At 65.3% G+C, this 24,371-nt stretch carries 21 protein-coding genes; 7 read left to right on the forward strand and 14 right to left on the reverse strand.

From position 1 onward, the window contains the following. Positions 1 to 6: 6 nt before the first annotated feature. The 4 genes from AC066Y_RS17875 to AC066Y_RS17890 all read right to left on the reverse strand — a co-directional run bounded on the left by AC066Y_RS17875 (position 7) and on the right by AC066Y_RS17890 (position 4,881). Positions 7 to 1,347, reverse strand: a complete 1,341-nt coding sequence (locus AC066Y_RS17875) for a TRAP transporter large permease (RefSeq protein WP_456757905.1) — start codon at positions 1,345 to 1,347, stop codon at positions 7 to 9. Beyond that, positions 1,344 to 1,928 carry a TRAP transporter small permease gene (locus AC066Y_RS17880; RefSeq protein ID WP_478275017.1) on the reverse strand — a complete coding sequence of 195 codons (585 nt, stop codon included), beginning with the start codon at positions 1,926 to 1,928 and terminating at the stop codon, positions 1,344 to 1,346. Before AC066Y_RS17880 ends, AC066Y_RS17875 begins: the two co-directional genes overlap by 4 nt. A 97-nt stretch (positions 1,929 to 2,025) precedes the next feature. After that, positions 2,026 to 3,024 (reverse strand): TRAP transporter substrate-binding protein, encoded by a 999-nt coding sequence (locus AC066Y_RS17885; protein ID WP_478275018.1) that lies wholly within the window; start codon positions 3,022 to 3,024, stop codon positions 2,026 to 2,028. Positions 3,025 to 3,177: 153 nt separating this feature from the next. Continuing rightward, positions 3,178 to 4,881, reverse strand: coding sequence for an IlvD/Edd family dehydratase (locus AC066Y_RS17890; protein WP_478275019.1), 1,704 nt, complete (start codon positions 4,879 to 4,881; stop codon positions 3,178 to 3,180). 173 nt (positions 4,882 to 5,054) lie between these two features. Here AC066Y_RS17890 and AC066Y_RS17895 point away from each other — a divergent pair, with 173 nt between their 5' ends. Then, positions 5,055 to 5,747: a GntR family transcriptional regulator gene (locus tag AC066Y_RS17895; protein ID WP_478275020.1), complete on the forward strand. Its 693-nt coding sequence runs from the start codon at positions 5,055 to 5,057 to the stop codon at positions 5,745 to 5,747. A gap of 34 nt (positions 5,748 to 5,781) precedes the next feature. Further along, entirely contained in the window at positions 5,782 to 6,351 is a 570-nt protein-coding gene (locus AC066Y_RS17900; protein WP_478275021.1) for an invasion associated locus B family protein, read from the forward strand. Here AC066Y_RS17900 and AC066Y_RS17905 read toward each other — a convergent pair whose 3' ends face one another. Further along, entirely contained in the window at positions 6,352 to 7,173 is an 822-nt protein-coding gene (locus AC066Y_RS17905; protein ID WP_478275022.1) for an NAD-dependent epimerase/dehydratase family protein, read from the reverse strand. A gap of 113 nt (positions 7,174 to 7,286) precedes the next feature. Between AC066Y_RS17905 and AC066Y_RS17910 the strand changes: the two genes are divergently transcribed. Next, complete coding sequence (locus AC066Y_RS17910) at positions 7,287 to 8,249, forward strand: SMP-30/gluconolactonase/LRE family protein (protein ID WP_478275023.1); 963 nt, start codon at positions 7,287 to 7,289, stop codon at positions 8,247 to 8,249. A gap of 202 nt (positions 8,250 to 8,451) precedes the next feature. On the opposite strand, the gene AC066Y_RS17915 is transcribed toward AC066Y_RS17910, so the two are convergent. Then, positions 8,452 to 9,885 carry an aldehyde dehydrogenase family protein gene (locus AC066Y_RS17915; RefSeq protein ID WP_478275024.1) on the reverse strand — a complete coding sequence of 478 codons (1,434 nt, stop codon included), beginning with the start codon at positions 9,883 to 9,885 and terminating at the stop codon, positions 8,452 to 8,454. Between the two features lie 308 nt (positions 9,886 to 10,193). Then, positions 10,194 to 12,560 (reverse strand): transketolase, encoded by a 2,367-nt coding sequence (locus AC066Y_RS17920; RefSeq protein ID WP_478275025.1) that lies wholly within the window; start codon positions 12,558 to 12,560, stop codon positions 10,194 to 10,196. Between the two features lie 130 nt (positions 12,561 to 12,690). On the opposite strand from AC066Y_RS17920, the gene AC066Y_RS17925 reads away from it, so the two are divergent. After that, complete coding sequence (locus AC066Y_RS17925) at positions 12,691 to 13,152, forward strand: Lrp/AsnC family transcriptional regulator (protein WP_478275026.1); 462 nt, start codon at positions 12,691 to 12,693, stop codon at positions 13,150 to 13,152. A 265-nt stretch (positions 13,153 to 13,417) separates the two neighbouring features. Next, positions 13,418 to 15,040, forward strand: a complete 1,623-nt coding sequence (locus AC066Y_RS17930; protein ID WP_478275027.1) for a Spy/CpxP family protein refolding chaperone — start codon at positions 13,418 to 13,420, stop codon at positions 15,038 to 15,040. A 79-nt stretch (positions 15,041 to 15,119) separates the two neighbouring features. Here the strand turns inward: AC066Y_RS17930 and AC066Y_RS17935 are convergent, their stop codons facing one another. Then, on the reverse strand, positions 15,120 to 15,428 hold the full coding sequence (locus AC066Y_RS17935) for a hypothetical protein (protein ID WP_478275028.1): 309 nt from the start codon (positions 15,426 to 15,428) through the stop codon (positions 15,120 to 15,122). 149 nt (positions 15,429 to 15,577) lie between these two features. Next, a complete protein-coding gene (locus AC066Y_RS17940) occupies positions 15,578 to 16,750 on the reverse strand; it encodes a fumarylacetoacetate hydrolase family protein (RefSeq protein ID WP_478275029.1) in 1,173 nt (390 codons plus the stop codon). Between the two features lie 148 nt (positions 16,751 to 16,898). On the opposite strand from AC066Y_RS17940, the gene ppk2 reads away from it, so the two are divergent. Then, positions 16,899 to 17,861 carry a polyphosphate kinase 2 gene (gene ppk2, locus AC066Y_RS17945; protein ID WP_478275030.1) on the forward strand — a complete coding sequence of 321 codons (963 nt, stop codon included), beginning with the start codon at positions 16,899 to 16,901 and terminating at the stop codon, positions 17,859 to 17,861. Positions 17,862 to 18,145: 284 nt separating this feature from the next. Further along, on the forward strand, positions 18,146 to 19,024 hold the full coding sequence (locus AC066Y_RS17950) for a transporter substrate-binding domain-containing protein (protein ID WP_478275031.1): 879 nt from the start codon (positions 18,146 to 18,148) through the stop codon (positions 19,022 to 19,024). Between the two features lie 165 nt (positions 19,025 to 19,189). On the opposite strand, the gene AC066Y_RS17955 is transcribed toward AC066Y_RS17950, so the two are convergent. The 5 genes from AC066Y_RS17955 to AC066Y_RS17975 all read right to left on the reverse strand — a co-directional run bounded on the left by AC066Y_RS17955 (position 19,190) and on the right by AC066Y_RS17975 (position 24,193). Continuing rightward, positions 19,190 to 19,858 (reverse strand): amino acid ABC transporter permease, encoded by a 669-nt coding sequence (locus tag AC066Y_RS17955; RefSeq protein ID WP_176532749.1) that lies wholly within the window; start codon positions 19,856 to 19,858, stop codon positions 19,190 to 19,192. A gap of 70 nt (positions 19,859 to 19,928) precedes the next feature. After that, positions 19,929 to 21,188, reverse strand: a complete 1,260-nt coding sequence (locus AC066Y_RS17960) for an NAD(P)/FAD-dependent oxidoreductase (protein WP_478275032.1) — start codon at positions 21,186 to 21,188, stop codon at positions 19,929 to 19,931. A 4-nt stretch (positions 21,189 to 21,192) separates the two neighbouring features. Then, positions 21,193 to 21,951: an SDR family NAD(P)-dependent oxidoreductase gene (locus AC066Y_RS17965; protein ID WP_478275033.1), complete on the reverse strand. Its 759-nt coding sequence runs from the start codon at positions 21,949 to 21,951 to the stop codon at positions 21,193 to 21,195. Between the two features lie 79 nt (positions 21,952 to 22,030). Beyond that, positions 22,031 to 23,113 (reverse strand): zinc-binding dehydrogenase, encoded by a 1,083-nt coding sequence (locus AC066Y_RS17970; RefSeq protein ID WP_478275034.1) that lies wholly within the window; start codon positions 23,111 to 23,113, stop codon positions 22,031 to 22,033. Positions 23,114 to 23,203: 90 nt separating this feature from the next. Continuing rightward, positions 23,204 to 24,193, reverse strand: coding sequence for a DMT family transporter (locus tag AC066Y_RS17975; RefSeq protein ID WP_478275035.1), 990 nt, complete (start codon positions 24,191 to 24,193; stop codon positions 23,204 to 23,206). Positions 24,194 to 24,371: the final 178 nt, after the last annotated feature.

Here is a 24,371-nt window from a genome sequence, read left to right on the forward strand (position 1 = left end):
GGTGGGCTAGTTCGGGCAGATGTATCCGCTGCCGCCGGGCGCCTTGAAGCAGCCGACCGATTCCGGGATCACCTGCTTGGGCAGCCACAGCACGACCTTCGGGAAATAGATCGTGAAGCAGATCGTGACCAGGAACACGACATAGATCGGCAGCGCCGCCCGCAGCGCTTTTGCAAAGCTGATGCCGACGAATTTCGAGGCCATCAGCAGCACGAGCCCGTAGGGCGGCGTGATCAGGCCGAAAGCGAGCGTCGCGATCAGCACGACGCCCATATGCACGCCATTGATGTCCCCTGCCTGGGTCAGCGCGTTGACCAGCGGCATGAAGATGATGATGGTCGGCACCGGCTCGATGAAGTCGCCGACCACGGTGAACAGCAGCACCATCAGCAGCATGATGAGATGCGGATCGTTGCCCGCGATCGAGGTGATCCAGTCGGCGATGTAGATGGCGCCGCGCAGATAGGCCAGCATCCAGCCGAATGCGTTCGCCGCGCCGATCGTGATCAGCGGCAGCGAAAAGATCAGGCCGGCGAGGCAGAAGTCATACGGGATCTTTTTCAGGTGCCCGCGGTTCAGCGCCGGGATCACGACGAGGATGATGTAGGCGACCGCCACCACGCCGGCCTCGGTCGGCGTGAACCAACCGGTCAGGATACCGCCGAGCAGGATCACCGGGATCATCAGCGGCAACGCGGCGTCACCGGCGGCGAACGCGATCTGGCGCAGCGGCGCCCGCGGCTTGCGCAGGCCCGACGGCCCGAAAAAGTAGCAATAGATCATCAGCCCGAAGCCGATCATCAGCCCGGGAACCACCCCCGCCATGAACAGGCCGGCGATCGAGACGTTGCCGACCGCGCCATAGACCACGGCCGTGATGCTGGGCGGCACCAGCGCCGCGATCGTCGAGGCCGAGGCGATGATCGCGGCGATGAAGGCCGGCTCATAGCCCTCCCGCCGCATCGGCCCGCCGAGCGCCCTGCTCATCACAGCGACATCGGCGGTGGTCGAGCCCGACATCTCCGAGAAGAACATGCTGAACACGACGACGACCTGCGACAGCCCGCCCCTGATGTGACCGACCAGCGAGACCGACAGGTTGGCAATGCGGACCACGACATTCGCCGAGCTCATGAGCTCGCCGACCAGCAGGAAGAACGGGATCGCCAGCAGCGCCTCGGAATCGACGCCGTCAAAGATCTTCTGGATGATCGCGGCGAGCGATACATCCGACAGCATTGCGCCGACGAATACGCCCGCCATCAGCGAGAACGGCACCGGCACGCCGAGATAACCGAAGAACAGGAAGCAGGACGACATCAACACGAGCACGACCGGTGCGCTCACGGCTGCACTCCCGTGGTCGCACTGGAGTTGATCGCGGGAATCGCAGGATCCTCGTCCGGCGGCTCCGGATGCTCAAATTCGTTGCGGATGCCGTTGACAAGCTGCTCGACCGTGAACAGGCCGATCAGGATGCCGGACAGTGGAATCACCGCATAGAGTGATGCGATCGGCGTGCCGGACGGCAGCCGGAAGCTGCCGAAGCCGCGAAGGTAATTTTGATAGCCGTACCAGACCAGGCAAAAGGCGACGCCCAGCACCACCAACCTGATGACGATCTCGACGACCAGCCGCGACCTGCCATGCATCGCCTCTGAGAGCGCGGTGAGATAGAGATGGTCGTTGCGCCTGGTCGCGACCGCGGCGCCGATGAAGATCGCGTAGATGAACAGCGTCGAGGTCACCTCCTGCAGCCACAGCCAGGGGTGACCGATGGTGCGGGTGACGATGTCGGCGGTCACCGAGAGCGAGAAGCCGAAGCACAGCAGGCCGCACAGCATCATCAGGATCAGCTCGAGCCGGTCGAGCGCCCGCCATTTCAGATGCCGCTGCCGTTGCAGCACCAGTCTGTCGGCGATGGCCATGCTCGAAATTCCTCAGCGAGGCAGCGGCCCAATCACCCAACTTGATAGACCGCGGCGTATGGGTCCCGGCTTTCGCCGGGACGACGCATCAAGTGCGCTAGTTGACTGCGCGGATCAGGTTCTTGATCTTCTCCGCGTGCGGGCCGAGCTGCTTGGCGAGCTTGTCGAGATAGGGATCGGCGATCGCGGTGAAGCTCTTCTTGTCCACGTCATCGACCACCTTGACGCCGAACGACTTCAGCTTGGTCAGCGCATTCCGCTCCAACTCGAAGGCTTTCTGCGGCTCCTTGGCGCTGACCTCGTTGGCGGCGGCCTGCACCCATTGCTTCTGCTCGGCGGAGAGGCTCTGCCAGAGCTTGTCGGAGACGAACAGCAAGGCATTGTTGGCCTCGTGCTCGGTGATCGACAGCACGGGCGCGACCTCATAGTGTTTGTTGACGAGATAGACGTTGATGCTGTTCTCGGCGGCGTCGACCACGCCGGTCTGCAGCGAGGTGTAGACGCTGCCGAACGGCATGTGCACCGTCTGCGCGCCATAGGCCGGGAACATGGTGTCCTCGGTCGCGGTCGCCTGCACCCGGACCTTCACGCCCTTGAGGTCGCCGACGTTGTGGATTTCCTTCTTGCTGTAGATGTGGCGCACGCCCTGCGAACCGGTGCCGATCACATGCAGGCCCTGCGCGGTCTCGTCGATCATCGTCCTGATGGCGTCGAACACCTGCGGGTCCGCCAGCGCCTTGATCACATGGGCGTCGTTGCGGAACAGGAAGTGCAGCGACATCACGCCGGCCTGCGGCGAGATCGTCGCCGTGTTGGCGGAGGACACGATCGCGAACTCGATATCGCCTGATTTCACGAGCTGCAGCAGCTGCGGCTCCTGGCCGAGCTGCGCACCGGGATATTGGTCGACGATCATCGTCCCCTTGCTCAATTCCTTGAGCTTCTCGGCGAACAGATCGCCGGCGACCGAATAGCCGGTGTTGCGCGGCTGGTCGTAGGCGAAGCGGAAGTGCTTGACCTCCTGCGCACCGGCGCGCGCCGGCAGCAGCGCTGCCGCGGCCATGGCGATCCCGACGATCCTGGCTGAATAGCCCATCGCGACGTTCCCCCTGTTTTTGATTGACGCGATCATCCCACCAGTCCCGCGGGATTGTCAATAAAACAGAGGCAATTTGACGCCCATAGGCGCAATCACATACTGCGTCACTCGAATTATCGATAATTTGGCAACTGCGCCGAACGGCGCTCGCTACTTCCCCTTGGCGCGCATGAAGTCGAAATCGCAGCCCTCGTCCGCCTGCAGGATGGTCTCGTTGAAGAGATGCGCGTAACCGCGCTTGGCCCAATCCGGCGTGCCGGCGGGAGCCAGCGCGGCGCGACGCTTCTGCAGTTCGGCCTCGTCGACCAGGAGATCGATGCTGCGCTTGGCAACATCCAACCGGATCATGTCGCCGTTCTGCACGAGACCCAGCGGACCGCCGACGGCGGACTCCGGCGTGATGTGCAGCACGATCGTGCCGAAGGCGGTGCCGCTCATTCGCGCATCGGAGATGCGGACCATGTCCTTCACGCCGGTGCGCGCGAGCTTCTTCGGGATCGGCAGGTAGCCCGCCTCCGGCATGCCGGGGGCCCCCTTCGGGCCGGCGTTGCGCAGCACCAGCACGTCGTCGGCGGTCACATCGAGCGCGGGGTCGTCGACCCGCAGCGTCATGTCTTCGACCGACTCGAACACCACGGCACGGCCGGTGTGCTGCAGGAGCTTTGGGCTCGCCGCCGACTGCTTGATGACGGCACCGCGCGGCGCGAGATTGCCGTGCAGGATCGCCATCGCGCCTTCGGACTTGATCGGGTTCGTCTTGGAGCGGATCGCATCCTGCCCCGGCACGTCCTCCGCGCCGGCCACAACATCGCGCAAGGTCTGACCGGTGATGGTCCTGGCATCGAGATCGATGAGGTCGCCGAGTTGCGCCATCAGCTTCGGCACGCCGCCGGCATGATGGAAATGCTCCATGTAGTGTTCGCCCGACGGCTTGAGGTCGACCAGCACGGGCACCTCGCGGCCGAGCTTGTCGAACGCCTCCAGATCGATCTTGTAAGGCGAGCGGTTGGCGATGGCCGTGAGGTGGATGAGCCCGTTGGTCGAGCCGCCGATCGCCTGCATCACGACCTGGGCGTTGCGGAACGACGACGGCGTCAGGATCTCGCTCGGCTTCGGTCCCTTGGTCTTCGCCATTTCGGCGGCGACGCGGCCGCTGGCCTCCGCGGAGCGGAAGCGTTCGGCATGCGGCGCCGGGATCGTCGCGCTCATCGGCAGCGACAGGCCGAGCGCTTCGGTGATGCAGGCCATGGTGGAGGCCGTGCCCATCACCATGCAGGTGCCGACCGACGGCGCGAGCCGGCCGTTCACCGCCTCGATCTCGACATCGTCGATCTCGCCGGCGCGATACTTGCCCCACAGCCTGCGGCAGTCGGTGCAGGCGCCGAGCACCTCGCCCTTGTGATGACCGACCACCATCGGGCCGACCGGGATCACCACCGTCGGCAGATCGGCGCTGATGGCGGCCATGAGCTGCGCCGGCAGGGTCTTGTCGCAGCCGCCGATCACGATCACCGCATCCATCGGCTGGGCGCGGATCATCTCCTCGGTATCCATCGCCATCAGATTGCGCAGGTACATCGAGGTCGGATGCGCAAAACTCTCGGCGATCGAGATGGTCGGGAACACGAACGGCATCGCGCCTGACAGCATCACGCCGCGCTTCACCGCTTCGATGATTTGCGGCACGTTGCCGTGGCAGGGATTGTAGTCGCTGTAGGTGTTGGTGATGCCGACGATCGGGCGATTGAGCGCGTCGTCCGAATAGCCCATCGCCTTGATGAAAGCCTTGCGCAGGAACAGCGAGAAGCCGGCGTCGCCATAGCTGGTCAGTCCCTTGCGAAGTCCGTCGGCCATTTTCTTCTCTTCCCATGTGTTGGTTGGCCGCACTTAAGGAGCGGCAGGAATTATTGTCAATACGAGATAATCTGGCGGAGAGCGCAGGCTGGTCTGCGGCAAAATCGCCCCCATTATTGACAATAGCCATGGCCTCATGCTGACCTCCGGCACCGACCCGAAGCCGAGAGCGCATGACAGCCGAGCCCACCTTGCCCGAACTCCAGACCCCCTCGCGGGAGGAGGAACAGGCGGAAGTGATCCGCCGGCTGGAGGAGGACATCATCTTCGGTCGCTTCGCGCCCGGACTGCGGCTGGTCGAGGATACCCTGATGCAGCGCTACGGCGCGAGCCGGCATTTCGTCCGCCAGGCGCTGTTCCAGCTCGAACGTCAGGGCATCGTGCTGCGCGAGAAGAATGTCGGCGCCACGGTGCGGTTCTATTCGGCCGAGGAAGTGCGGCAGATCTACGAGGTGCGCGAGATGCTGACGCGCCAGGCCGCGCTGATGATCGCCCTGCCCGCGCCCGACAGCCTGATCGACCAATTGAGCGAGTTACAACGGCATTACTGCCTCAAGGCCGACGCGCAGGACATGCGCGGCATCCACGAAACCAACGATGCATTCCACCTCGCGCTGTTCTCCGCCTGCGGCAATCCCTACCTGGTCCGCTCGCTGCAGGACTACATGAACCTGACATTGCCGATGCGCGCCAAGAACCTCGCCGACAGCGAAGGCCTCGCATTGTCGCGCCGCCAGCACGAATTGATGATCGAGCTCTTGAGGGGCCGCGACAGCTGGGCGCTGGCGCAGCTCTGCGTCGATCACATGCAGTACAGCAAGGCGGATTATCTCGTCCGCATCTCCAACGACAAAAAGCCGCAATAGCGCGATACGCGGCCTCCTCGTAAAGGAGACGGCGATGCGTTACGTGGTTTTGTTGGTTGGATCGTTCGCCGTGCAGCTTGCGCTTGGCGGAATTGCAGACGCGGCCGATCCGCGCGCGGCCGAGCTCACCTATGAGCCCTGGACCAAGACCTGCCTGACGGAGGCGAGTTGCTTCGTCGCTGCCGCCGCGCGCGGCCAGTGCGCGCCGTCGGGCGGCTCCATCAGCGTTTCGCCACAGACCAGCACGCGCGCGCTGCTCACCGCCAATGTCGGAACGCGGACCATGCTGGAAGGCACGATCAGCCTCCGTATCGATCAGGACGAACCGATGCAGGTCGCCAGGACGCATTGCTACACGCTCGGCTGCGGCGGCACGCTGGAGGCCAATGGCGAGCTGATCGAACGGCTGAAGCACGCGCAAACGATCGTGGTGGAAGCGAAGAACCTGACTGGACAGAAGATCAGCCTCAACTTCCCGCTCGCCCACTTCTCCGAGACCTATAATGGACCCGGAAGCGTACCCAAGGCATCCGGGCAAAGCTCGAATGAGCCGCAGCGCCAGCACACCGAGGCCGTGAAGCAACTGCCGCAGTGCGACGACTGATCACTTCTTCCAGTCGATCACCCTCGTCCTGTCGCCGTCGAACTCCATGCTGCAGAACGCCCCGCCCTGGTAATAATCGCCGACGGGATCGGGCGGCAGCTTGGCCTGCTCGGCCATCGCGTGCTCGCGGAAGTCTTCGCCACGACCGCTCGGACGATAGCCGAGATCGTAGGCGCGGTGATTGTCCCACCACGAGCGCTCGTTGTACGACGCGCCGTACAGCACCTCGAAATGAATGTCGGGATGTTCGAGCCCGATCCGGCAGAGCTGAACCAGATCCTCGGGCTTGAGCCAGATCGACAGCCTGCGGTGATCGAGCGGTGCCTCGCCGAAATTGCCGATCCGGATGCAGGTCACCTTGATGCCGTGCTTGTCTGCATAGAGCGCGCCGACGCCCTCGCCGAACACCTTGCTCACCCCATAACGACTATCCGGCCGCGCGGTGACATCGGTGCCGATCCGGTGGTGGCGCGGGTAGAAGCCGACCGCGTGATTGGATGAGGCGAAGATCACGCGCTTGACGCCCTTCTTGCGCGCCGCCTCGAACAGATTGTAGCAGCCGATGATGTTGGCCTGCAGGATCGCGTCCCAGGAACCCTCGACCGAATAGCCGCCGAAATGCAGGATGCCGTCGACGCCCTCGCAGATCGCCTCGACCTCAGCGAGATCGGCGAGATCGGCCGCCTTGAATTTTTCGTTGCTGCCGAGATCGGAGGGCTTCTTGATGTCGCTCAGCAGGAGATCCGGATAGATCGGCGGCAGCAGCTTGCGCAGGCTCGTGCCGATTCCCCCCGATGCGCCGGTCATCAATATGCGTGGCATGCCGTCCCTCGTCTTTCCTGTTTGCTGCAGCCGAATTGCGGTCGCAGACCGACAATGATAGCAAACCATGCGCTCAAGGAAACACCATCGAAACACAACAACGAGAACAGCAAATGTCCGATGTTCATTCCGCCGGCTGGCGTCCCGCGACCTGTTATCCCGATCCTGCGATCCACGCGCTCGATCCGCGCTTCGAGAAATACTGGCTGAAGCTCTCCGCCGTTGAGCGCATCGCCACCGGCCTGCGCTGGGCCGAAGGGCCGGTGTGGTTCGGCGACGGCCGCTATCTGTTGTGCAGCGACATCCCGAACCAGCGCATCCTCAAATGGGAGGAAGAGACCGGCGCGGTCAGCATCTTCCGCAAGCCGTCGAACTTCGCCAACGGCAACACCCGCGACCGCCAGGGCCGGCTGATCACCTGCGAGCATGGCGGCCGCCGCGTGGTCCGTACCGAATATGACGGATCGATTACCGTGCTGATCGATTCCTTCGGCGGCAAGCGGCTGAACTCGCCGAACGACGTCGTGGTGAAATCCGACGGCGCGATCTGGTTCACCGATCCGATCTTCGGCCTGCTCGGCAATTACGAGGGCTACAAGGCCGATCCGGAAATCGAGCCCAACGTCTACCGGCTCGATCCCGCAACCGGCAAGGCCAGCATCGTCGCCGAGGGCGTGCTCGGGCCGAACGGGCTGTGCTTCTCGCCGGACGAAAAGATCCTCTACGTCGTGGAATCCCGCGGCGAGCCGAACCGCAAGATCCTCGCCTATGACGTTTCCGCCGACGGCAAGACAATCGCGAACAAGCGCGTGTTCATCGATGCCGGCCGCGGCACGCCCGACGGCATGCGCTGCGACATCGACGGCAATCTGTGGTGCGGCTGGGGCATGGGCGATCCCGAGCTCGACGGCGTTGTCGTGTTCGCGCCCGACGGCGTCACGATCGGCCGCATCGCACTGCCGGAGCGCTGCGCCAACCTCTGCTTCGGCGGACTGAAGCGCAACCGCCTGTTCATGGCGGCGAGCCAGTCGATCTATGCGCTCTACGTCAACACCCAGGGCGCGCTCGGCGGTTAGCTTGTCGTCCCGGCGAAGGCCGGGACCCACCGATGGATCTTGGATTGTTGGGCTGGGGCCACAATCATTCGCAAAATGACGGCCTGTGGTAATGGGTCCCGGCCTTCGCCGGGACGCCGATAGAAATTTCTAGCTTCCAAAATGGCTGACGCCGGAGCAGTTGCCTGCCTCGGCGCCAAATTGTTGCCTCTCGTGGCTCGGCTTACGCGGCGTTGTAGCCGGCGACCGCCTTGGCCTCGAGGTATTCTTCCAGACCGTAGCGGCCCCACTCGCGGCCGTTGCCGGACTGCTTGTAGCCGCCGAACGGCGCGGAGCGCTCGTTCGGCACGCCCTGCAGGTTGACGTTGCCGGCGCGGATCTGGCGGCCGACGCGGCGCGCGGTCTCCACGGTGTCGGCCGAGACGTAACCGGCGAGACCGTAGGGCGTGTCGTTGGCGATCTTCACCGCCTCAGCCTCGTCCTTGGCGCCAAGGATGGTCAGCACCGGTCCGAAGATTTCCTCGCGGGCGATCGTCATATCGTTGGTGACGTCGGCGAAGATGGTCGGGCGGACGTAGAAGCCCTTGTTGACGCCCTCGGGCAGGCCCGGACCACCGGCGACGAGCGTTGCGCCCTCGTCGATGCCCTTCTGGATCAGCGCCTGGATCTTGTCCCACTGGCCGCGGTTGACGACCGGACCGATGGTGGTGCCGTCGGCGCGCGGATCGCCGGCCTTGGTCTTGTCGGCGACGCCCTTCGCGATCGCGGCCACTTCCTTCATCTTGGAGAGCGGCACGATCATGCGCGACGGCGCGTTGCAGGACTGGCCCGAGTTGTTGAACATGTGCATCACGCCGCCAGTCACCGCCTTGGTGAGGTCAGCACCCTCGAGGATCACGTTCGGCGACTTGCCGCCGAGCTCCTGGCTGACGCGCTTCACGGTCGGCGCCGCGCGCTTGGCGACATCGACGCCGGCGCGGGTCGAGCCGGTGAACGAGATCATGTCGATGTCCGGGTGCTCGCTCATCGCGGCACCCACCTCCGGGCCGAGGCCGTTGAGCAGGTTGAACACGCCCTTCGGCACACCGGCTTCATGGAGGATTTCCGCGAAGATCAGCGCCGAGGTCGGGGTGAACTCCGACGGCTTCAGGATCATGGTGCAGCCGGCGGCGAGCGCGGGCGCGACCTTGCAGGCGATCTGGTTGAGCGGCCAGTTCCAGGGCGTGATCATGCCGACGACGCCGACCGGCTCGCGCACGATCACGGCGGTCCCCATCGTCTCCTCGAACTCGTACTTCTTGAGCACTTCGAGGGTGTTCATGAGATGGCCGAGGCCGGCACCGGCCTGGAGCTTTTCGGCCATCGGCAGCGGAGCGCCCATCTCGTCAGAGACGGCGGCGCCGATCTCCTTCATGCGGCCCTTGTAGACCTCGACGATCCTGGTGAGCAGCGCGATGCGCTCCTCGCGGCTGGTCTGGGAATAGGTCTCGAACGCGCGCTTCGCGGCGGCGACTGCCTTGTCGACATCGGCCTTGGAGCCGAGCGCAACCTCATACATCGCTTCTTCGGTCGCCGGATTGACGACGGGGGTGGACTTGCCTTTGACGACGGGATCGACCCAGGCGCCATCGATGTAGAATTGCATGCGATTGACCATCGGAAACCTCTTGTAGGGGGCGTATGGATAAGGGGAACGGAAAGCGTTCGGCAGGCATCCTTGCACGAAAGCAGGGCGAATTGAACCCGCCATATGCGGGGCGCGGCTCGTGCACGCCCACGGGATATAAGGCGCGAGGCGCGCGGGTGGCAAGGTGCTGGATCGTCCCGGCCTAGTACGCAATTGCGCACGGGGGCCGGGACCCATAGCCACCGATGCTCGTGAGGCGGAAGGCTGGGGCAACAAGTCGCCTTCACTACTCCCATACGTGGTAATGGGTCCCGGCCTTCACCGGGACGACTATGTGGTTACACCGCCATCTTGCGATGCCGCACCGGGGCGCCGGTTGAGAGGCTTTCCGCGGCATCGATGATCGCATTGGCGTCGATACCGTAATGGCGGTAGAGGTCGCCGATCGTGCCGGTCTGGCCGAAATGCTCGACACCGAGCGCCTCGACCCGATGGCCGCGCACGCTACCGAGCCAGCCCAGCGAGGCCGGATGGCCGTCGATCACGGTCACGATGCCGCAGTCGCGGCCGAGCGGCGCCAGCATCCGCTCGATATGACTCAAATGCTGCGTGCCACGGCGATCGCGACGCAAATTCCGCGCCGCGGACCAACCCGCATAGAGCCGGTCCGCGGAGGTTACCGCCAGGAGACCGACATCGCGGTGGCTCTCGCCGATCAGGCCGACCGCCTCGATAGCCTCCGGCGCGACGGTGCCGGTATACGCAACAACGATGTCGCAGTTCGGGCCCGGCTTGCGCATCCAGTAGGCGCCATCGGTGATGTCGCGCTGCAAGTCCGGTGTCATGATCCGCTGCGGTTGCTCCAGCGTCCGGGTCGAGAGTCGCAAGTAAACCGAACCGCCCTCGGCACCCTCGCGCTGCATGTGGCCGAAGCCCCAGCCCATGATCACGGCAAGTTCATCGACGAAGGCCGGATCGAATGAGGCAAGCCCGTCCTGCCCGATCCCGATCAAGGGTGTCTTGATCGACTGATGCGCGCCGCCTTCCGGCGCCAGCGAGATGCCCGACGGCGTCGCCGCCACCATGAAGCGGGCGTCCTGGTAGCAGGCGTAGTTCAACGCATCGAGGCCGCGCTCGATGAAGGGATCGTACAGCGTTCCGACCGGCAACAGCCGCGCGCCGTTGATCTGCTGCGACAGGCCGAGCGCCGACAGCATAATGAACAGGTTCATCTCGGCGATGCCGAGCTCGAGGTGCTGGCCCTTCGGCGAATATTCCCAGGTGTAGGCTGACGGGATCTTCTCCTGCCGGAACAGGTCGTGGTTCTCCGCCTTCGCGAACAGGCCGCGGCGATTGACCCAGGCGCCGAGGTTGGTCGACACCGTGACATCGGGCGAAACGGTAACGATGCGCGACGCAAGCTCGCTGTCGCCGCGTGCGAGCTCATGCAGCACGAGGCCAAAGCCCTGCTGCGTCGACATCTGCGCGGAGGCCTTGAAGGCCAGCCGCTCCGGCACGTCGATTTCCGGCGCCGAGAGACGACGGCGTCCCTCGCGGTTGAACGGCGCCTCGGCCAGGAACGCCTCGAGCTTCGCGGGCTCCTGCGACAGGCCCTCGAACTTGTCCCACTCGTGGCCGGTGCGGATGTTCTGCGCGGCGCGCCACTTCTCCATTTGCGCCACCGTCATCAGGCCGGCGTGGTTGTCCTTGTGGCCCTGCATCGGCAGGCCGACGCCCTTGATGGTGTAGGCGATGAAGCAGACCGGACGATCATGGTCGATCGCCTCGAAGGCCTCGATCATGCTCGCCATATCGTGGCCGCCGAGGTTCGACATCAGCGCCAGCAGCTCGTCGTCGCTGCGGCGACCGATCAGCGCCGACACGTCGCCCTGGTCGCCGATATCGTCACGCAGATGTTTGCGGAACGCCGCGCCGCCCTGGAAGCAGAGCGCCGCGTACATCTGGTTCGGGCAATTGTCGATCCAGCGCCGCAGCGCCTCGCCGCCGGGCTCGGCAAACGCCTCAAGCATCAGCTTGCCGTATTTCACGATCACCACGTCCCAGCCGAAATTGCGGAACATGGTCTCGAACTTGGCCCACAGTCCCTCGCGCACCACGGCGTCGAGCGACTGCCTGTTGTAGTCGACCACCCACCAGGTGTTGCGCAAGCCGTGCTTCCACCCCTCCAGCAGCGCCTCGAAGATGTTGCCCTCGTCCATCTCGGCGTCGCCGACCAGCGCGATCATGCGGCCCTCGGGCCGGTCAGTCATCCAGCCGTGCGCCCTGACGTAGTCCTGCACCAGCGAGGCGAACAGCGTCTGCGCCACGCCGAGACCGACCGAGCCGGTGGAGAAATCGACGTCGTCGGTGTCCTTGGCGCGCGACGGATAGGACTGCGCGCCCTTGTAGCCGCGGAAATTCTCCAGCTTGTCGCGGGTCTGGTGGCCGAACAGATACTGGATCGCATGGAACACCGGGCTTGCATGCGGCTTCACCGCGACGCGGTCCTGCGGGCGCAGCACCGAGAAATAAAGCGCCGACATGATGTTGGCGAGCGAGGCTGACGAGGCCTGATGGCCGCCGACCTTCAGTCCGTCGGTAGAAGGCCGCACATGGTTGGCGTGATGGATGGTCCACGACGACAGCCACAGCACCTTGCGGGCCAGGGCGGACAGCATGTCGAGGCGTTCAGGCGCGATTCCCATGGCAATGCTCCGGGCGATATCTCGGATGTTACTGCCGCGGGGGCCGCCGAAAATCTCAATTCCGCGCGACAGCACAGGAAAAATTGGGATAAATTCCCACGATCCGGCCTTCACCTGCGAGTTCATCCCAATGCCTGCCCTCGACGCCATTGACCGCAAGATCCTGAGTCTGCTCCAGACCGACAGCCGCATGACCATGCAGGAGCTCGCCGACAAGGTCGGGCTCTCGGTGTCGCCCTGCCACCGCCGGGTCAAGCTGCTCGAGCAGCGCGGCGTGATTTCTCGCTACACCGCAACCGTCGACCAGAAATCGCTCGGGCTGCATGTCTCGGTCTTCATCTCGATCAAGCTCGCGCGCCAGAAGGAGGAAGACCTCAACCGCTTCGCGCGCGCGATCTCGAAATGGGACGAGGTGCTAGAGTGCTATTTGATGACCGGCAACCGCGATTACCTGCTGCGCGTCGTCGCCGCCGACCTCTCCTCCTATGAGGCGTTCTTGAAGAACAAGCTGACCCGGCTCGACGGCATTGCCTCGATCGAGTCGAGCTTTGCGCTGAGCCAGGTGAAGTATTCGACGGCGTTGCCGGTGTGAGGGCGCTGGTTGGTGACTCCAGCCGTGCCAACATCCCAATGTCGTCCTGGCGAAGGCCAGGACCCATAACCACCGCATTTGATGATGGATGGGATCGCGGCCCCAGCGTCATACAACGACGGACAATTGGGGTAATGGGTCCTGGCTTTCGCCAGGACGACGATGCTGCAAATTAAATCCTCGCGACCGGATCGCCCGCGGGAACCCGGCAGCGGCCTTCGATGTTGATGTCAGGCATCACTGACTATCCGAAGGGTGAGGACAGATGCTGAGGGCTGCCCGCTGCAAACATACCGTGCTGGCGCTCGCCGCGATCCTCGCAGTCGCGGCATCGGCCGCGCTATTCGCAGGCAGCGCCGATGCTGCCCGCGGTGGCGGCGGCGGCCACGGTGGTGGAGGTCATGGCGGTGGCGGCTTTCATGGCGGCGGGGGCGGATTTCATGGCGGCGGCGGTGGCTTTCATGGAGGCGGAGGCGGCTTCCACGGTGGTGGTTTCCACGGCGGCGGATTCCACGCCGGCGGCGCGCGTGGCGGCGGCTTTCACACCATTCATCCCGCTGCAAGAGCCGGCACGCGGCTCGGCGGCGGCTCCGGCGCGCGTCATAACCAATTCCGTCCAGCTGCTCACGCTGCGCGCAGCGCGCCGAGCGTAGCTGCCGGCCAACGTGCCGCCTCACCCGCTGCGATGCGGCACAACGCGAGCGCCGTGGGGCACGCGCTGGCCTCACGCCAGATCAGCAGCGCCCTGCGCCAGCCTGGCGGCCTGCGCAATCCGATGACGCGCGCCGCGATCACGACTGCCGCCGCCGGAGCCGCCATGGGTGGCGTTGGGTGGTGGCGCCATCCGAATGGCGGCTATGGCTGGGTCGGCCCGATCTTCTGGCCCTATGCCTATTACGATCTTTATGACTACGCCTGGTGGGGCGGGGGCTATGACCCGTACTTCTGGGATTACGGCTATGGCGATCTGTATGCCGGCCTGTTCGGTCCCTACGACTACGATGCCTTGAGCGGCTATGCCTATTACCTGCCCGGCTATGCCGGTCCCCGGCCGCCGGCCACGGGTCGATCGCGCGCCCCTGCTCAGACCACAACCCTTGCCGACATGTGCGGCAGCGACAGAAGCGATATCGCGGGCTTCCCGATCGAGCAATTCCGCAGCGCCATCCAGCCCAATGCGGAGCAGAGCACCGCGCTCGACGAGCTCGCCAGCGCATCGCAGAAGGCGTCCGCGACCATTCTCAATTCATGTCCCAAGGACGTGCCGCTGACGGCGCCGAGCCGCCTCGTCGCGATGCAGCAACGCCTCCAGGCCATGCGCGACGCAGTCGGGATTCTTCAGCCGGCGCTGGAGAGGTTCTATGGGCTGCTCAGCGACGATCAGAAAGCGAAGGTGACCGCGCTGGTGGCAGATCAGCACCGCGGCCAGCATGAGGCGACGGCGGACAACGGCAACTGCAATACCGCGCAGCCCGCCGCCATCGCATGGCCCGGCGACATCATCGAACGCAACGTCAAGCCAACCGATGCACAGCGGGCGAGCCTCGATGCCTTGCGGGACGCTGCGACAAAGGCCGAGGACACATTGAAATCGTCCTGTCCGCCCACCGATGCGCGCACGCCACCGGCACGCCTTGCGGCGGTTGGAGCCAGATTGGATTCCATGCTTCAGGCGATCGGAACGGTACGTCCGGCCGTGGATACTTTCTACAGCGCGCTCAGCGACGAGCAGAAGGCCGCGTTCGACGCTGTTGGCCCCGAGCGGGACGGCGGCAGGAGCGCGATGGCCGCAGCAGGCGGTGACGAACCGCCGCGAAACCGGCATCGCCGCCATCACCATCATGGCCCCAATATCGGCGGCATGATCTTCCGGATGATCGGCTTGTAGGGCACGCCATCGCCTCGCGCCTATGGCGGTGACATCATCCCGCGATATCTCAGCGGGGCAACCAGCCGGAGCAACCAGGCTACGGCGCGATCCATACGCCAATCACGATGATGGCCAGTGCAACGGCAATCACCAGCATGTCGGTCGTGAGCCAATCAGGCATTCCATTTGATGGCTGCTCGCTCATGTCCGCGACTCCTTCTGTTCGCGTCGAGCCCGTATGCTGAAGCGAAGCAGCGCGAACGAGGATGAACTGGATCACATAAGGGCGCGACAAGCGGTCGCTCCGAATTTCATGCATCCGCGCGCCCTCAAGTTGCAGCACGCGATTGATCTGCCGCGCAGGTTTCTGAACATGTTCGACAACGCCGGCGGCGACAGCAAGCAAGATAGCACGTCAGCGCGTAGGGTGGGTTAGCCGAAGGCGTAACCCACCATCTTTGCTGCAGGCGACACGGTGGGTTGCGCGGAGTTTATCATCGGGCCGCCCTTCGGGCGGACCCGTTGGCTAACCCACCCTACGAGCTGCGCTCCTCCTCACAGCACCTTGCGCTGCGCGAGGTTCTTCATCAGCGCGCCAACGCCGAAGGTCCAGGGCTCGCATTCGTCGCTGCCACGCATGCGGTTGACGAGCTTGCCCAGCTGCGGCGCTTCGATGGTGACGATGTCGTCGCGCTTGTGGGTGAAGCCTTCGCCCTTGGCGTCGCGGTCCTTGACCGGCGCGAACATCGTACCGAGGAACAGCGCAAAGCCGTCGGGATATTGATGCACGGGCCCGATGGTCTGGGCGACCAGATCGGTCGGGTCGCGGCTGATCTTGGAGATCGAGGAATGGCCCTCCAGCACGAAGCCGTCCGCGCCCTTCACGGTCAGGCCGACATCCATCTTCCTGACGTCGTCGAGCGAGAAGGTCCCGTCGAACAGCCGCAGCAGCGGGCCGATCGCGCAGGAGGCGTTGTTGTCCTTGGCCTTCGACAGCAAGAGCGCCGAGCGGCCCTCGAAATCGCGCAGGTTGACGTCGTTACCGAGCGCCGCGCCGACGATCTTGCCGGCGCCGGAGACGACAAGCACGACCTCCGGCTCGGGATTGTTCCAGGTCGACTTCGGATGCAGGCCGGCATCCATCCCGGTGCCGACCGAGGACAGCGTCGGCGCCTTGGTGAACACTTCGGCGTCGGGGCCGATGCCGACCTCCAGATACTGGCTCCAGGCGTTCTGGTCGATCAGCACCTGCTTCAACCGCATCGCCGGCTCGGAGCCCGGCTTCAGCTTGGAGAGATCGTCGCCGACCAGGCGCACCACCTCCTTGCGGATTGCCTCCGCCGACGACGGATTGCCGCGTGCCCGCTCCTCGATCACGCGCTCCAGCATCGAGATCGCGAAGGTGACGCCGGCAGCTTTCAGCACCTGGAGATCGACCGGCGCGAGCAGATGCGGTCTTGTCGCGTCGCGGCCATCGGGCGGCGTGTTGGTGAGGATCGCCTCGAAATCGCCGATCCGCTCGCCGTGCGTGGCACGCAACGCGGCCGCGGGATCGGCCTCCTCGCACAGCGCGCTCACGGTCGGGAAGCGCGCGGTGACGTCGAACACACCGTCGCCCCGCACCGCGACCACGGCGGGCCCGCCCGCCTGCGGCAGCCAGACCCGTCCGACCAGCGTGCCGGCGGTGCCGTCCGCGGGCAGGACGTCTTGTGGCTTGAGCGAAATCATCGGCGTCTCCTTTTTTGATCTTGTCATCGCTTGTTAGCACAGTCCCGCCGGCTGCGTGAAACAGCGGTCATGCCAATGTCATAGAGGGGTAACATCGCCCGTCAATGCTCCCCGCCGATCAATCTAACACACTGAAAGACGGACCGTCATGACCGCCTTCGACCTCACCGATGAAGCCGCCCGAGATGACGCCTTGCGCGACGAAGCCTTACGCGAGGAAGCCTTGCGCGCCCGCATCCACCAGGAGATGGCCGACAGCCTCGACGAGGAACTCGAGCTGGAGCTCGACGACGTGAGGCTCGACGAGTTCGAGAACGACGGGGCCGCCGGTCGGCCGTCGATCGACCGCAAGCTCTACTTCCGCGAATTGCTGCGGTTGCAGGGCGAGTTGGTCAAGCTGCAGGACTGGGTACAGCACGAGAAGCAGAAGGTCGTCGTGCTGTTCGAGGGCCGCGATTCCGCCGGCAAGGGCGGCGTCATCAAGCGCATCACGCAGCGGCTCAACCCGCGCATCTGCCGCGTCGCGGCGCTGCCGGCGCCAAACGAGCGCGAACGCACGCAATGGTACTTCCAGCGCTATGTCTCGCACCTGCCGGCCGGCGGCGAGATCGTGCTGTTCGACCGCAGCTGGTACAACCGCGCCGGCGTCGAGAAGGTGATGGGGTTCTGCAACGACGAGCAGTATGAGGAGTTCTTCAGGTCGGTGCCGGAATTCGAGCGCATGCTGATCCGCTCCGGCATCATCCTGCTGAAATACTGGTTCTCGATCACCGACGAGGAACAGGCGTTCCGCTTCTCGATGCGGATCCACGATCCGCTGAAGCAGTGGAAGCTGAGCCCGATGGATGTCGAGGCGCGGACCCGCTGGGAGCTCTACACCAAGGCCAAGGAGACCATGCTGGAGCGCACGCACCTGCAGGACTCGCCGTGGTGGATTGTCGATGCCGTCGACAAGAAGCGCGCCCGGCTGAACTGCATCTCGCACCTGTTGAGCCAGATCCCCTATCAGCAGGTCACCCACCAACCGGTGGTGCTGCCGCCGCGGGTGCGCAACCCCGACTATCACCGCGGCCCGATCCCGCCCGAGATGTACGTGCCGGGAACGTATTGATGCTCGTTCCCCCCGCTCCCCGCCCTTCGCGGGGTCGAGACAAGCGAAGCTTGCTCTTAGAGGGTTTTGGGGTGAGGGGCTGCTCCCGCACACTCGCTGAAGATCACGCCCGCGGAGACTCCCCCTCACCCGGATTGCATCTGCGATGCAATCCGACCTCTCCCCGCAAGCGGGCGAGGTAAGAAGACCGGCGCTCGGGCGCCTACCAATAGCGCAGGCGCGCGCACTTGCTGGCACCGGATACCGACGCTAGGCTTCCTCCGATCTGGTGTAGGGAGGCCCGCTTGACTCAATCCGACGACATCGCAATTTCCGAAGATCGCCGCGACGCGCTGCGCTATGCGCTCGGGATCGGCGGCGGCGCAGCACTCGCGGCCGCCATGGCAACCCCAGCCGCGGCGCAGACCCAAGCCGACAACACGCTCGACCGGATCAGGGCCAACAAGGTGCTGCGGATCGCGGTGCTGCCGGGCGAGCTGCCCTATTTCAACAAGGACCTCGCCACCGGCACCTGGTCCGGCTTCTCGATCGAGATGGCCAACGACCTCGCCAAGCTGCTCGACGTCAAGCTGGAATATGTCGAATCGACCTATGGCAATTCAATTCTCGATCTGCAGGCCAACAAGATCGACCTCGGCTTTGCGCTCAATCCGACCCCGCAGCGGGCGCTGGTGGTGGATTTCACCAACCTGGTGTTCCCGCATCCGTTCGGCGCGATGCTGAAGAAGGGGCTGGAGGCCAGGACCTGGGCCGACATCAACAAGCCCGAGGTCAAGATCGCGGTCGACGTCGGCTCGGCCAACGAGGCGGTGGCCCGGCGCTTCGCGCCGAACGCCACCATCAAGTCGCTGAAGTCGCGCGACGAGGTGATGCTGGAGATGTCGTCGGGCCGCGTCGATTGCGTGGTCAACGCGCTGGTGCTCGGGCTGACCGCGATCGCCAAGAATCCGAACCTCGGCACCTACAAGATCCTGGCCTCGCCCTCGGTGACGATCGCGAGCGGCATGGCGGTGCGGCGCGAACAGGACAAGCGCTGGCGCGATTTCCTGTCGGTGTGGGTCGACTACAACCGCGGCATCGGCCAGATGCGCGAATGGTTCGTCAAGGGCCTCGGCCTCGCCGGCGTCAAGCCGGAGGACGTGCCGGTGGAGCTGAGCATCTAGCCGCGCGCTCGTCTTCACCTCGCCCCCGCTTGCGGGGAGAGGTCGGATCGCATCGCCAGATGCGATCCGGGTGAGGGGGTACAGGTCTCACCGCGATCCAGACTCGTGGAAGCAGCCCTCACCCCGACCCTCTCCCCGTAAGAACGGGGAGAGGGAGAAGAACGATCACACCTTGTCGTAGGTCAGTCCGCGCTCGAGCCGGCGCGCCACCAGCGTCGAGGGAAACAGGATCGCAAAATAGATCAGCGCCACGATGGTGTAGACCTCGAGCGGCCGGTAGGTGTCGGCGTTGATCAGCGTCGCGTTGTAGACGAGATCGGGCACCGCGATGATCGAGACCAGCGAGGTGTTCTTCAGCTGCGTCACCGACTGGTTGACATAGGGCGCCATCATCGGCTTCAGCGCCTGCGGCAGGATCACGAGCCGCATCAGTCGCCAGCCGCGGAAACCGAGCGCCTTCGCGGCGTCCCACTGCCCGACCGGCACGCTCTCGATCGAGCCGCGCACGATCTCGGCATAGAACGCACCGCCATAGAGCGACAGCACGCTGACCGCTGCGACATGCGCCGGGATGTTGACGCCGATCACGACCGGAAACGCGTAGTAGAACCAGATGATCTGCACCAGCAGCGGCGTGCAGCGGAAGGCTTCGATATAGGCGATCAGGAGCCAGTCGATCACGGGAATGCGCCGCAGCCGCAGCATGCCGACGATCAGGCCGATCAGGGTCCCTAAGATGATGGTGCCGATCGTGTAGGCCATGGTCCAGCCGAGCCCGAGCCAGAACAGATGGCTGTACTTGGCGAGGATCCCGAAATCCCAGACGTAGTTCATCCTGCCCCTCGGTTGCCACGCGTCTTGCGCTCGCCTTGCGTTCCCAGCATCGCAGGCGGCTTCGCGCGAGTCACGCGATATACCGGCCCGGTGAAAATGCCTTCACGTCGAACGGCGGCGCAGAGCCTGCGATCATCGCCGCGACCGCGGCGCCCGTTCCCGGACCGGTGGTGAAGCCGATATGCTGGTTGCCGAAGGCAAGCCAGAGACCGCGATGCCGCGGCGCGGGTCCGATCATCGGCAGGCTGTCGGGCAGCGTCGGTCGCGCGCCGCGCCAGCGCTCGCCGACCGCGTCGCCGAATTCGACCACGCTGCGCGCCATCGGTACCACGGCCTCGAGCTGCGAAAAGTTCGACGGCGCGTCGCGCGCGGTCAGCTCGACGCCGCTGGTGACGCGAATCCCCTGCTCCATCGGCGTCATCAGAAATGCACCCTCCGCATCATGGATCGGCCGCAGCAATTTGCGTGCCGGGTTCGGCTCGAAATGCTGGTGATAGCCGCGCTCGAACGCGAGCGGCACGCGATAGCCGAGCGGCCGCAGCAACTCGGCCGACCACGGCCCGAGCGCGACCACGACGTGGCGCGCGGCGATCTCGCCGTCGGCAAGCTGCACCCGCCAGCCTTCGTCCTGTTGCTCGATCCGCCGGATCTCGGACTGCCGCACCGTGCCGCCGCTGGCGGCGAGCATCTGCGCATAGGCCTTGACCACCGCGCCCGGTGAATCGACCGATGCCGTCTGGGTGTGCAGCAGGCCGACACTGTAGGCAGGAATGATGTTCGGCTCGAGCGCGGAGATCGCCTGGCGGTCGAGCACCTCGCTTCTGATGCCGAATTCGGCGAGCGCCGCCTGCTCGGCCTTGGCGGTCGCAAGCCCGTCGCCGCGCCAGGCCTTGAGCCAGCCGGTCTCACGGATCCGATGGCCGGCACCCGCCTGCACGATCCAGTCGCGATGCAGCGTCAGCGACGTCCCAATCAGGCCGTGCAGCGCGGCGGCCCGCGGCTTGGTCTGCGACGGTGTCGCCGCAGCGAGGAAGCGGATCACCCAGCCGGCATTGGCGACTGCCCACGGAAGATTCCAGCGCAGCGCCGGATGCGTGTTGGTGAGGTATTTCGGCAGGTTCTGCAGCAGCGACGGCGTGTTGAGCGGCAGGATCGAGCCCGACGAGATGATGCCGGCGTTGCCGTAGGAGGTCTCGCTGCCCGGCTCGCGGCGGTCGACGATGGCAACAGAGAGACCGCGCTGCCGTGCGGCAAGACCGGCCGAGACGCCGACCATGCCGGCGCCGAGCACGACGACATCGGCCTGCTGTGCGGACGCCCCCTCGCTCATGCCGTCACATCAAGGTCAGGCCGCCATCGACCGGCAGCGTGGCGCCGGTGATGTGGCCCGCTTCCGGCGACAGCAGGAACGCGACGACGGCGGCGACCTCGTCGGGCTCGGCCAGCCGCTGCATCGGATTGGCTTTCGCCACCCGCTCCCAGGTCGCGGTGTCAAGCGCGCCGAACAGGCCGGGATCCTTGCGCGTATAGCCGGGCATCACGGCGTTTGAGGTGGCACCTGATGCTGCGAGCTCGATCGCGAGCGACTTCACCAGCACTTCGAGCGCGGCCTTGGCCGCGGCCGATCCCGGATAGGTGGCGCCGGGCACGAAACGATGCGGTCCAAAACTGGAGACCGCGACGACGCGGCCCTGCGCGCTGCGCGCTAGATCGGGCAGCGCGGCCGCCGCGATCTCGTGGAATGCCGCCGCCATCACGGCAAAGGCGCGTTCCAGCGCCGCGCGCGGCAGGCTGGCGAATTCGCGCCGGTCGGCAAAGCCGGCGGCGTGCACGATGCTATCGATCGGCCCGAATGCGGCGCGCGCAGCCGCGACCAGCGACGTGCCCGCGCCGGCCCCGGCGAGATCGCCGGTAGAGACCGCGACCTTGGCGCCCTTGCTGCGGCATTCCTCCGCAACCGAATTCAGCCGCGCGAGCCCGCTGGCCTCGGCGCCCTGGCCATGCAGCACCAGCCCCTGATCGGGGCCGGCGAGCCGGCGCGCAACCGCGGCGCCGATGCCGGAGCCGCCTCCCGTGATGATTGAAACGCGCATGAGGTGCGTGCTGTCGGTGCGATAAGAGACGGCGAACTATAGGTTCGGCGTCACGAAATGCAAACCGCCGCCGTCAGCACTAACGCCACGGCTCGACCAGGATCTTGGTGTGCGCCTCGGGATTGGCGAGATCGGCAAAGGCCTGCGCGACGCCGTCGATGCCGACGCGGCCGGTCACGAGCGAGCCGGCATCGACCTGGCCTTCCGCAATCAGACGCAGCGAATAGGCGAACTCCTCCGGCGTGTAGCCGAGCACGTACTGGACGTTGAGCTCCTTGATGATGCCGAGCATCGGCTCGGACTTGTCAGTCTCCATGCAGACCCCGACCACGACTACACGGGCGTTGCGCGGGGCGCCCTCGAACACCTGCTGCAACACGCCGGGCACGCCGACGCATTCGAAGATCAGCGCTGGCTTCAGCGGCGGCAGCAGCGCCTGCATCGGCGGCCGCGCCGCCGTCTCCGCGTCGGTCATCTGGGCGTGTTCGGCCCAGCTCGCATAAGGCTGCGTCTTCGCTGGATCGACCACGACATCGGCGCCCATCTTCTCGGCGAGCAGCCGTCGCGCCGGCGAGTAGTCGGCGGCAACGATCGAACCAAGTCCCTTGATCTTCAGCGCCGCGATCACGGCAAGGCCGACCGGCCCGCAGCCGATCACCAGCGGCACCTCGCCGCCTTTGATGTTAGCCATCGCCACCGCATGGACGCCGACCGCAAGCGGCTCGGTGAGCGCGGCGTGCTCAGCCGCGAGCCCGTTCGGCACTTCGAGCAGCAGCGGCTCGCTGAGCAGCATCTGCTCGGCATAGGCGCCGAGATAGTCGTTGGAATAGCCGATGCCCTTCGGGCCCTCCGGCGTCAGCAGCGCCGGCAGCGAGCAGACGCGCGTGCCGGGTTTCAGCTTGCGCGTGGTGCCCGGGCCGTAGTCGAGGATCTCGCAGCAGAACTCGTGGCCGAACACGACGTCGCGCGACAGATCCATCGGCGTGCGGCCGGGCAGGAACTTGCTCAGCTCCACCATGCGGTGAGCATGCTTGCGTGCGTGCAGGTCGGAACCGCAGATGCCGCAGGCGAGCGACTTGACCAGCACCTGGCCGGCGCCCGGCTTCGGTTCCGGCATCTGGTCGACGACAATCTCACCGTTTCTGAAGATCGCTGCGCGCATGTTCCCTCCCGCGTGGGTTTCTTCCCACTCATTTTGGCGCATTTTCTAACGGAAGGGATAGCCGCTTCGTCCGAAAACGCAAGTGCACCCTCAGGCGTTCGGTGACGGCTCGCTGGCCACGGCGAGCAACTGCGAGCGGCGCATGCGCTCGCGGTGCGCGGTGTAGAGGCCGGAGGCGACGATGAAGCCGGCGCCGAGGATGGTCCAGCGATCGGGGACTTCGCCGAAGATCAGGAAGCCGAGGATGCTGACCCAGAGCAGCTGCGTGTAGGAGAACGGTGCCAGTACCGAGGCATCGCCGTAGCGGAACGCCAGCACGACGATCCACTGTCCGACGGTGGACGCAACGCCGATCAGGATGCCGAACATGATGTCGTGCCAGCTCGGCGTGACCCAGACGAACGGCACCAGCGCGCTGACAATGGCGACGCCGACAATGGACGAATAGGTCATCACGGTGATCGGACGTTCGCTGCCGCTCATCATGCGCGTCAGGATCAGCGTGGCGGCCCAGGCCAGCGCCGAGACGATCGGGAAGATCGCGGCGGGATGGAAGGCGCTGGTGCCCGGTCGCAGGATGATGAACACACCGGCGAGGCCGACCGCGGTTGCGATCCAGCGCCGCATGCCGACCTTCTCACCAAGGAAAGCGATCGACAGCGCGGTGACGAACAGCGGCGAGACGAAGCTGGTGGCCGAGGCCTCGGCGATCGGCAGGAAGCCCAGCCCCGTGATGAAGATCAAGGAGGAGCCGAGCAGCGCTGCGCCGCGCAGCGCATGCAGGCCGGGACGGCTGCTGCGCAGCGCGAACAGCGGCGTGCCCGGCAGCATCGCCGGCGTCATGATCAGCGCGAACACCAGGAAGCGGATCCAGGCGATCTCGATCGAAGGCAGCGAGGACGACAGATATTTCGCGGTGACGTCGGAGGTGCCCAAAAACACCGTCGACAGCAGGATCAGCGCAATGCCCTTGAACGGCCGGTCGGTGCGGGCCGGCGCCTTGCGTGCAACAGACGTTTTCGCGGGCAATGAAAGAGGAACGCTGTCCAGCCTGGCGGCTACGGCGGGGGGCGGTGTCACGGCAATCTCGAAGGCAAAATAAGGGGAATCTGCTGTTCTACAAAACGCCAGTTCCGCCGCAAGAACAATGCCCGAAAACGGGACTCCGATATGCACCAGCGCGCGCGACCGCCCGCCGCAGCCTGTGCGCGGCCGCAACTGCGACAGTTTGTTAAGAACTGTGTAGAGCGGAGCTTGA

The sequence above is a fragment of the Bradyrhizobium sp. USDA3010 genome, assembly GCF_056429065.1.